General features: G+C 68.7%; 8 protein-coding genes. 5 read left to right on the plus strand and 3 right to left on the minus strand.

Features of this window, described 5'->3' with window-relative positions; all coding sequences use genetic code 11:
• Positions 1-29: 29 nt before the first annotated feature.
• Positions 30-1,838 carry a 2-isopropylmalate synthase gene (gene leuA, locus ACFXGJ_RS22555; RefSeq protein WP_378625098.1) on the minus strand — a complete coding sequence of 603 codons (1,809 nt, stop codon included), beginning with the start codon at positions 1,836-1,838 and terminating at the stop codon, positions 30-32.
• A gap of 407 nt (positions 1,839-2,245) precedes the next feature.
• On the opposite strand from leuA, the gene ACFXGJ_RS22560 reads away from it, so the two are divergent.
• Together ACFXGJ_RS22560 and ACFXGJ_RS22565 are read left to right on the plus strand one after the other, a co-directional pair.
• Positions 2,246-2,914, plus strand: a complete 669-nt coding sequence (locus ACFXGJ_RS22560; RefSeq protein ID WP_378625101.1) for a pentapeptide repeat-containing protein — start codon at positions 2,246-2,248, stop codon at positions 2,912-2,914.
• Positions 2,915-2,960: 46 nt separating this feature from the next.
• Entirely contained in the window at positions 2,961-3,947 is a 987-nt protein-coding gene (locus tag ACFXGJ_RS22565; RefSeq protein ID WP_378625103.1) for a patatin-like phospholipase family protein, read from the plus strand.
• Here the strand turns inward: ACFXGJ_RS22565 and ACFXGJ_RS22570 are convergent.
• Positions 3,913-4,137, minus strand: coding sequence for a hypothetical protein (locus ACFXGJ_RS22570; protein WP_378625106.1), 225 nt, complete (start codon positions 4,135-4,137; stop codon positions 3,913-3,915). The two genes, ACFXGJ_RS22565 and ACFXGJ_RS22570, sit on opposite strands and share 35 nt — an antisense overlap.
• Positions 4,138-4,254: 117 nt before the next feature.
• Positions 4,255-6,885, minus strand: a complete 2,631-nt coding sequence (locus ACFXGJ_RS22575) for a LuxR C-terminal-related transcriptional regulator (RefSeq protein WP_378625108.1) — start codon at positions 6,883-6,885, stop codon at positions 4,255-4,257.
• A gap of 266 nt (positions 6,886-7,151) precedes the next feature.
• On the opposite strand from ACFXGJ_RS22575, the gene ACFXGJ_RS22580 reads away from it, so the two are divergent.
• From ACFXGJ_RS22580 to ACFXGJ_RS22590, 3 genes are all read left to right on the plus strand, one after another.
• The gene (locus ACFXGJ_RS22580) at positions 7,152-8,243 is read left to right on the plus strand and encodes an LLM class flavin-dependent oxidoreductase (RefSeq protein WP_378625111.1); all 1,092 of its coding nucleotides are present in this window, start codon (positions 7,152-7,154) and stop codon (positions 8,241-8,243) included.
• Entirely contained in the window at positions 8,240-8,857 is a 618-nt protein-coding gene (locus tag ACFXGJ_RS22585) for an FMN reductase (protein ID WP_378625114.1), read from the plus strand. Before ACFXGJ_RS22580 ends, ACFXGJ_RS22585 begins: the two co-directional genes overlap by 4 nt.
• Before the next feature lie 321 nt (positions 8,858-9,178).
• Positions 9,179-9,598 carry a GtrA family protein gene (locus ACFXGJ_RS22590; protein ID WP_378625117.1) on the plus strand — a complete coding sequence of 140 codons (420 nt, stop codon included), beginning with the start codon at positions 9,179-9,181 and terminating at the stop codon, positions 9,596-9,598.
• Positions 9,599-9,728 lie beyond the last annotated feature (130 nt).

Here is a 9,728-nt window from a genome sequence, read left to right on the forward strand (position 1 = left end):
CGGGTGCGGCCCCTTTCAGACGAGGACCGTCAGTACGCGCGGTTGACGGCCGAGACGACGGCCCGCAGGGAGGCGGTGGTGATCGACGTGGCGACGCCGACACCCCAGACGACCTTGCTGACGCCGTCCGGAGTGGTGACCGCGGCCTCCACGTAGGCGGCGGCCTGGGCGTCGTCGCCCGCGGACATCGCGTGCTCGCTGTAGTCGAGCACCCGCACGTCGAAGCCGATGGTGGAGATGGCGTCGACGAACGCGGCGAGCGGGCCGTTGCCGCTGCCGGAGATCTCCTGTTCCTTGCCGTCGACCTTGACCACGGCGGTGATGGAGTCCGTGCCGCCGTCCACCTCGGAGGCGGTCACCTTCTGGCGCATCCGCTCGAGCGGGACGATCGGCGCGAGGTACTCCTCGTTGAAGACGTCCCACATCTCCTTGGGCGAGACCTCGCCACCCTCGCCGTCGGTGATCTTCTGCACGGCCTGCGAGAACTCGATCTGCAGGCGACGGGGCAGCACCAGACCGTGGTCGGCCTTCATGATGTACGCGACGCCGCCCTTGCCGGACTGCGAGTTCACCCGGATGACGGCCTCGTAGGTGCGGCCGACGTCCTTGGGGTCGATCGGCAGGTACGGGACCGCCCAGACGATGTCGTCGACGTCCGCGTCCTGGGCGTCCGCCGAGAACTTCATGTCGTCGAGGCCCTTGTTGATCGCGTCCTGATGGCTCCCGGAGAACGCGGTGTAGACCAGGTCGCCGCCGTACGGGTGCCGCTCGGCGACGGGCAGCTGGTTGCAGTACTCGACCGTGCGACGGATCTCGTCGATGTTCGAGAAGTCGATCTGGGGGTCGACGCCGCGGGTGAACATGTTCAGGCCCAGGGTCACCAGGCACACGTTGCCGGTGCGCTCGCCGTTGCCGAACAGGCAGCCCTCGATGCGGTCGGCGCCGGCCTGGTAGCCCAGTTCGGCCGCGGCCACGCCGGTGCCCCGGTCGTTGTGCGGGTGCAGCGACAGGATCACCGAGTCGCGGCGGGCGAGGTTGCGGTGCATCCACTCGATGGAGTCGGCGTACACGTTCGGCGTCGCCATCTCGACGGTGGCGGGCAGGTTCAGGATGACGGGCTTGTCCGGTGTGGCACCCAGGATCTCGGTGACGGCGTCACAGACCTCCTTGGCGTAGGAGAGCTCGGTGCCGGTGTAGGACTCCGGCGAGTACTCCCAGCGCCAGTTGGTGTCCGGGTACTTCTTCGCCTCCTCGAGGACCAGCGCGGCGGCGTCGGTGGCGATCTTCTTGATCGCGACCTTGTCGGCGCGGAAGACCACTCGTCGCTGCAGGATCGAGGTGGAGTTGTAGAAGTGCACGATGACGTTCTCGGCGCCCTCGCACGCCTCGAAGGTGCGGGTGATCAGCTCCGGCCGCGACTGCGTCAGTACCTGAATGGTGACGTCGGAGGGGATGGCGCCGTCCTCGATGATCTCGCGGACGAAGTCGAAGTCGGTCTGGCTGGCCGAGGGGAACCCGACCTCGATCTCCTTGTAGCCCATCCGGACGAGGAGGTCGAACATGCGGCGCTTGCGGGCGGGGCTCATCGGGTCGATCAGGGCCTGGTTGCCGTCCCGCAGGTCGACGGCGCACCACTGCGGTGCGCGGTCGATGACCTTGTCCGGCCAGGTGCGGTCCGGCAGGGTGACCGGCTCGACCTCCTCGGCGAAGGGGCGGTACCGGAACGCCGGCATCGACGAGTTCTTCTGCGTGTTCCACACCGGCTGATCGGCGGGTGCGGGCTTGGACGGCGGCGTGATGGTGCGCGATCCGGATGTAAAAGCGTCGGCGGGTGACATTGACGAATCTCCGAACTGAGGGGACGGGTAGTCCGATGGTGGATCGACCGGCGCGACTGAACCCCGCGACGGGAAGCCAGTCTGGATCAGACCCCGTCGCGGCGATGAAGAAGGAGCGCCCGCTGCATGTAGGGCAGTCTACCCGCCGTCGAGATCTGCCGGACCTTCACCCGCCGTGGACGACGCCCGTGTTCGGCCCGCGAACGGGGGCGTCGCCCGACCCATCTGGATGATTGTCCAACTCTTGGACGCTTGTTTCAGAAAACCTGACCGTTTGCGCTATCCGTTGGTTACTGTGTGCGCGTCGGGTTGGATTCGGCCCCCTGACCGGTGGGGATCGCGGAAGTGAGTTGCATATGTCGGCGTTCGTGAACGGCACAGTTCAGATCGGCTCCAGGCGTCGCCGAGTGGCGACCCGTGTCGGCGCGGTTGTCGCGGGAGCGGGTCTGGCCCTGGCCGGAGCGGCCATGACGGCGCCCGCTGCGAGCGCGGACACGGTCATCGGGACCTGCACGATCGTGTCGAACCCGACCGCGGCGCACTTCACCGAGTGCAAGGGCGCAAACCTGTCCGGTGCGAGCCTCGCCGGGATCGACCTGACGGGGGCGAACCTGTCGGGCGCCAACCTGCTGGGCGCGACGCTGTCCGGCGCGAACCTGTCCGGCGCGGACCTGTCCGGCGCCTACCTCTACCTCGCCTACGCGCCGAAGGCGAACCTGACCGGCGCGAACCTCGAGTCGGCGACCCTTCTCAACACGAACCTCACGGGCGCGAACCTGACCCGCGCCAAGCTCAAGGGCGCGAGCCTGACCGGGGCCAACCTTGTCGGCGCCACCCTGACCGACGCCGACTCCGCCAACCTCACCGGTGCGATCACCGGGGACCCCACCAAGACCCCGGCCCCCAGCGGTAACGGCAGCTCCGAGCGGGATCCGATGGCACCGCTGTTCGGGTCGGCCGTGACCGGCTCCACCAACATCAGCGGCATGGACAACCATGGAGAGGCCCCCGCGGCGCTGCCGCCGCTGATCGGTTCCGCCGTGACCGGCTCGACCAACATCAGCGGGATGAACTAGCCGAATCCAGGCCCGCTCGCCGGGCATCCGCCCCTATCGTTGATCCGTGGCGGCGGCACTGCGGGCCGATCTGGTGTGCGAGGGCGGTGGCGTGCGCGGCATCGGGCTCGTCGGTGCGGTGCAGGCACTCAGCGCCGCCGGATACGCGTTTCCGCGGGTAGCCGGATCAAGTGCGGGGGCGATCGTCGCTGCTCTGGTCGCCGCGCTGCAGCACGCAGGCGAGCCCGTTTCCCGGCTGCACGAGATCATGGCCGCCCTCGACTATCGAAAATTCGAGGACTCCGGCCTCGTCGGCCGGATCCCGCTCGTGGGCGGTCCGCTGTCGCTGATCCTGTGGGACGGTCGCTACCGGGGCGCGTACCTGGAGAGATTTCTCGCCGGAATCCTCGACGATCTCGGCGTGCGGACCTTCGGCGACCTGCGGACCGAGGAGACCGTGCTCCGGTACAAGTGGTCGCTGGTGGTCACCGCCAGTGACCTGTCCCGGCGCAGGCTGGTCCGCATTCCCTGGGATCTGCCCCTGTACGGTCTCGACCCGGACGAGTTCCCGATCGCACGCGCGGTGCGGGCCTCGGCGGCCATCCCCTTTCTGTTCGAGCCGGTTCGCATCGGAGGCGCCACCTGGGTGGACGGCGGCCTGCTCTCGAACTTTCCGATCGATCTGTTCGATCGGCCGGACACTCTCGCGGCGCGCTGGCCGACCTTCGGGATCCGGCTCGTCGCGCCGCCAGGGCTGCCCCCGACCCATCCGGTGGGCGGCCCGCTGTCGCTCTCGCTCGCCATGCTCGACACCCTGCTCAGCAATCAGGACTCGGCGTACGTCGACGATCCGTGTACGGTCCGCCGGACCGTCTTCGTGCCGGCCGACGTGGTCAGCGCGATCGACTTCCGGATCAGCGCGGAGCAGTCGGCTGCCCTGTACGAGCGGGGGGTGTCGGCGGGGACGGACTTCCTGCGCACCTGGAAGTGGTCGGAGTACCGCGCCGAATGCGGCCGGGTCAATCCGGCAGGCGGCGCATCTCGACGACGGTGATGCCGAGCGCGTCGAACCGCGCGAGCATGCCGCGTAGCTGGGTGTCACCGTCGATCGGCCCGTACAGCGCGGTGTAGGCGTGTGGCGCCTCGGCCACACTCAACTCCGGGAACGCGGCCAGAACACGCTCGGACAGGTCGCCTCGTACGAGAAATTCGTACCGGACACGGGCGGGCTGGGGGTGTGCCACCGACGCAGCCTCCTTGTTGTCGACGTGCCGACGATCATGACGGCCGGTACTCGACTTTCAGTGTCGGCGCGCGGCCCGTCCGGCGCCTCACCCTTGGGTGGTGAAATGTTGCGGCGGTCAGAGGAGTCCGCGTGCCCTGGCCTCGGCGATGGCATCGCGCCGGGTGCGCACGTCGAGCTTGCGGTAGATCCCACGCAGGTGTGTCTTGACCGTGTTGACGGAGACGAACAGATCCGCCGCGATCTGTTCGGCGGTGTGCCAGGACGGCAGCTCGAGGAGCAGTTCCGACTCCCTGGCGGTGAGTAGTCCCGCGGCCTGCCTCGGACCGTGGGGTATCACCGAACGCGCGCGCGCCGCGAACGCGTCGAGCGAGCCGAGGCGCCCGTGGTGGTGATTGAGCAGCTCGCGGACCGGCTCGCCGCCGTCGTGGAACGGTCGCAGAATCTCCTCGGGCTCCGCGATCGACATCGCCTCGGCGAGCGCGGCTCTGGCCGATACGGTCTCGTGGCGCGCGTGCGCGATCGTCGCCTCCATCAGCCAGGCACGGATCTGAGTGACGGCGGAGGTGCAGTGGGTGTCGCCGCTCAGAACCGGCGCCAGCTCGCGACGGGCGAGGTCTGCCTTGCGGGAATGCAACGACATCATCGCCCCGAGCACGTTGACCTCGCCGCGGGCGCCGAGTTCGGCCGCCGTGTACTTCGCGACCTCCCCGGCCCAGCCGGTCTCACCGACTTGGAGAAAGGCGCGCTGAATCGACGGCGCGATGAGAGCGGTGGCGCCCGGGGGGATCGGTCGCGAACCCTCCGGACCCGCGTGATCCCTGATCGTCTTGACCAGTGCGTGGCGGTCGTCGGTGGTCTCGAACTCGAAGACCGCGCCGTAGCAGGTGGCGGCCCGCGCGATGGCCGGGTCAGGGCACTCCGTCAGAAGGGGGACCGAATCGACGGTCAGCGGGTCCATCGCCGCCGTGTCCACGCGGAGGTAGTGGCCGACCGCGCCGAACATCTGGGCAACGGAGAAGTAGAGGTCGTCGGTGAGTTCGTGCGCACGGCCGAAGGTCTCGGCGCGTCCTGCCAGGTCTGCCATCTCCGATATTCGGCCCTGATAGCAGGACACAGCGGTGAGCGCGGCGAGGGTCTGCAGGGTGACCACGGGCAGGTTCGTCGTGTCCGCGGTGGCGAGCGCGGCCTCGAGATGGCGGCGGGCCGGGTCGAGCCGGTCGAGATACAGCTCGGCCATGCCCGCCTGCAGCAGCGCAAACGAGTCGAGTTCCGGATTGCCCGTCGTGCCGACCGGGTCCGCCTGCAACGCATCGAGGGCGTCCTCGATGCCACCGGTGCGGATGGACGCCTGCAGTCGCAGGCTGTCCTCGAGCACGGTGTGTTGGATGGACTGATCGTGGAACTGGTTCACCGCGCCGAGACTGGAACTCGCGGCCGCATCGTTTCCACGGGCGAGCTCGGTGGCGGCGCGGAGCAGTCGCATCGACGGATCGTTCCGCACCGCCGGCGGTGCCAGGGTGAGCGCATCGGTGACCGCGTCGCCGCCGCCGCCGAGCACCATGCGCAGGCCGCATTGATCGAGCAGGGACACCAGAGCGGGGCCGTCGCCCGAGTGGAGAGTGTGTTCGAGCGCGGTGACGGAGTCGTCCTCGGCCTCGAACCAGGCCGCCGCGGTCAGTTCCAGATCGGCGACGGCGCGCCGGCCTCGACGCCCGACCTCCGCGCGCAGGTACTCGCGCAGCAGCGGGTGGTACCGGTACCAGCCCGTGGAACCGGGGACGCGCTCGATGAGAAAGCTGGCGCGCTCGAGAGCGTCGATCTGGTTGTGCGCGTTTGACTTTCCGGTCAGTTGTTCGGCCAGCTCGGCGTTGAAGGCATCCGGGATCGAGGTTTCGACGACGAACTCGCGCTGGTCGCCTGCGAGCACGTCGAGCACCTCGTTGACGAGGTAGTCGGCGACCACCCTGCTGTTGCCCCCGAAGTCGGCGATCATGGCGGCAGGAGCGGGGTGCTGTGCCAGGGTGATGGCGGCCAATCTCAGTCCGGCCGCCCAACCCTGGGTGCTGGCATGGATTCTGGCGATGTCGGGTGCGTCGAGGGCGAGGTCGTGTTCCGCGAAGAGGACTGTCGCTTCGTCCTCGGTGAAGGCGAGTTCGCCGGCGGAGAAGTCTCGGACTCGCCCTTCGAGTCGAAGTCGGTGAAGTGCGATCGGTGGTTCGAACCGACCCGCGAGGATGATTCGCAGGTTGGCCGGTGACCACCGCAAGAAATTGCCGAGTTCGTCGAGGGCTTCCGGATCATGAAGCAGGTGCGAGTCGTCGAATACCATCCAGATCGGCTCGCCCAGTGCGCCGAGTGCCTCCGCGAGCGCGCCGGGAAACCGATCGGAGGCGGGCGGAGGTGTGTGACGAAGTGCGTCGCGGACCCGCTCGCTTGTCGAATTCTCCAGGGCTGCAGCGGTAGCGGCGCGCAGGGCGACCCTCGAGTTGTCGCAGTCCTCGACGGTCAGCCAGGCGATCGACGGCGCAGCCTGTCCCGGGCCGGTGGCCTCCACCCAGTCCGCGAGCAGCATTGTCTTGCCCGAACCCGCTGGGGCGCAGAGCAACGCAACGGTTGTGGCGTTGCTTACAGGGGAGTTCATCGCATTGTCGAGCGCGTCGAGCAGCCGTTGGCGTCGTATCAACGAATGGACGTACGTCGGCACCTTTGCACGCACCAGGTGCGTATCCCAATTCGCTACGGACATACGGCATCTCCCCACAGGTGACCCGCACCGGAGCCGTTGCACCGGCGAACACCCGGCGGCGAACCGACGGGTGTTGCAATACGGATCGTAACGACGGGACAAGGCTTCCGCTCGGCGTACAGGTAACGAGAGGGAAACGTTGGGGATCGTTGGAACGCCTGTCGGGGTCCGCGCCGGACCCGTCCCCCAGTGCTACGGGGAATATCGCACGGTGGACTACGGTTGCTGCATTAAATTAAATATTCAACTACATGGAGGAGGCAGGTATGCAGTTCGGGATCTTCACGGTCGGTGACGTCACGACCGATCCGACCACGGGCCGCACCCCGACGGAGGGGGAGCGGATCAAGGCGATGGTCGCGATCGCCAAGAAGGCGGAGGAGGTGGGCCTCGACGTCTTCGCCACGGGCGAGCACCACAACCCGCCGTTCGTGCCGTCCTCGCCGACCACCATGCTCGGGTACATCGCGGCCGCCACCGAGCGGATCGTGCTCTCTACCTCGACCACTCTCATCACGACGAACGACCCGGTCAAGATCGCCGAGGACTTCGCGATGCTGCAGCACCTGGCGGACGGCCGGGTCGACCTGATGCTGGGCCGCGGCAACACCGGACCCGTCTATCCCTGGTTCGGTCAGGACATCCGGCAGGGCATTCCGCTGGCCATCGAGAACTACGGGCTCCTGCACCGGCTCTGGCGGGAGGACGTCGTGGACTGGTCGGGCAAGTTCCGGACCCCGCTGCAGTCCTTCACGTCGACCCCGCGCCCGCTCGACGACGTGCCGCCCTTCGTGTGGCACGGGTCCATCCGCAGCCCGGAGATCGCCGAGCAGGCCGCGTACTACGGCGACGGCTTCTTCGCGAACCACATCTTCTGGCCGAAGGAGCATTTCCAGCGGCTGGTCGAGCTGTACCGGCGGCGATACGAGCACTACGGTCACGGCTCCGCGGACCAGGCGATCGTCGGCCTCGGCGGGCAGGTGTTCCTCAGCAAGAACTCGCAGGACGCCGTCCGCAAGTTCCGTCCGTACTTCGACAACGCTCCGGTCTACGGGCACGGGCCCTCCTTGGAGGAGTTCACGGAGCAGACCCCGCTGAGCGTGGGCAGCCCGCAGGAGGTCATCGACAAGACGCTCACCTTCCGGGAGACGTTCGGCGACTACCAGCGCCAGCTGTTCCTGGTCGATCACGCCGGCCTGCCCCTCTCGACCGTGCTCGAACAGCTGGACCTGCTCGGCGAGGAGGTCGTGCCGGTGCTGCGCCGCGAGCTCGACGCGTTGCGCCCGGCGCACGTTCCGGATGCACCCACACACGCCGGTCTGGTCGCCGTGCGGGCGGGGGAGCAGGTGGCGCGATGAGCCCCCGCCGGATCGCGGTGGTCTCGGCGGGACTGAGCGTGCCGTCGTCGACGCGGATGCTGGCCGACCGGCTCGCGGCCGCCACCGCGCGGTCGGTCGGCGAGGCGGATGGCCGGCCGGAGGTGGAGGTCGTCGAGCTGCGCGACCTCGCCCACGACCTGATGAACAACCTGCTCGCCGGTTTCCCGAGCGAGGGGTTGCGGCGTGCGATCGAGACGGTGGTCGGTGCCGACGGGCTGATCGTCGTCACGCCGGTCTTCAACGCGTCCTACAGCGGGCTGTTCAAGTCCTTCTTCGACGTGCTCGAACCCGGATCACTCGACGGCATGCCGGTGCTGATCGCCGCCACCGGCGGCACGGCGCGGCACTCGCTCGCCCTCGAGCACGCGGTCCGCCCGATGTTCGCCTACCTGCGTTCGAGCGTGGTGCCGTCGGCCGTGTTCGCGGCCTCCGAGGACTGGGCCGGTGGCGCGGAGGCCGGCCGGGGACTGGCCGACCGGATCGATCGCGCGGCAGCCGAACTCGCGACCGCGATGACGGCGAGTCCACGGCGGGAGTCCGTCGACCCGTTCGAGAGCCCGGTGCCGTTCGAGCAACTCCTGGCTCAGCGGTAGGAGATCCCGGCACAGAACACGAAACGGTGTCGTATCTGTGGTGGGGAGTCGAACGCCCGACTTCCGACGGGATGCGGTGGTCGGCGGGCTGCTCACCGCGATGGTGCACGATGCCCGCCCTGACGGTGGGCGGCGCGCCGACCGCCGGTGGTGCAACCTCCCACTGAGGGGGACGGATGCCTGTGTTCGCGTCGAGAGGGGGCTTTCATGGGCGACGTGATCACGTACGGTGACGGTCGCGCCGAGGTCGTGCGTGACCCGGCGGCCGCCGGATTCGGCGGCGACGGTCTCGACGGGACCGCGCCCGAGACCTATCCCTGGATGAAGGGGCGGGCGGGGCGCGCGCGTCTGCGGGGTGACGGCGTCCTCGCGCAGTTCGTCCGGTTCGTCCTCGTCGGTGGGTCGAGCAACATCGCGTACGCGCTGGTGTTCTTCCTTCTGCACTCCAGGGGTGTCCTCGCGGCGAACGTCGCGGGAGTGGTGATCAGCACGGCCCTGGCCAACGAACTCCATCGCAGGTTGACCTTCCACGCGTCCGCGCGGGTGCACTGGTTCCCGGCGCAGTGGGAGGGCGGCGGGCTCGCGCTCGTCGGGCTGGGGCTCAGCACCGCCTCGCTGGCCCTGCTCGACCTGTGGCTGCCGTCCGCCGGCGGCGCCGTCCAGGCGATCCTCGTCGTCGCGGTCAGTGCACTGGTCGGTGTGCTCCGGTTTCTCGCCCTGCGTGGCTGGGTGTTCTCGTAGCTCGGCGGGGCGACAGCGGTGGCGTCAGCGCGGAACCGGTCGGACCGGCGGCGTCCCTGCTCTGGTCGGTGATCGCGATCAGGACTCGCCGGCGGCAAGCAGACACGGATCGGCGCCGCTTCCGCTGAGC

Source organism: Rhodococcus sp. NPDC059234, assembly GCF_042754225.1.
GTDB lineage: Bacteria > Actinomycetota > Actinomycetes > Mycobacteriales > Mycobacteriaceae > Rhodococcus_G.

Coding starts and splice junctions, on each gene's coding strand:
- leuA (WP_378625098.1), bottom strand. CDS start 1,838: ATGTCACCCGCCGACGCTTTTACATCCGGATCGCGCACCATCACGCCG.
- ACFXGJ_RS22575 (WP_378625108.1), bottom strand. CDS start 6,885: ATGTCCGTAGCGAATTGGGATACGCACCTGGTGCGTGCAAAGGTGCCG.
- ACFXGJ_RS22580 (WP_378625111.1), top strand. CDS start 7,152: ATGCAGTTCGGGATCTTCACGGTCGGTGACGTCACGACCGATCCGACC.
- ACFXGJ_RS22585 (WP_378625114.1), top strand. CDS start 8,240: ATGAGCCCCCGCCGGATCGCGGTGGTCTCGGCGGGACTGAGCGTGCCG.
- ACFXGJ_RS22590 (WP_378625117.1), top strand. CDS start 9,179: ATGAAGGGGCGGGCGGGGCGCGCGCGTCTGCGGGGTGACGGCGTCCTC.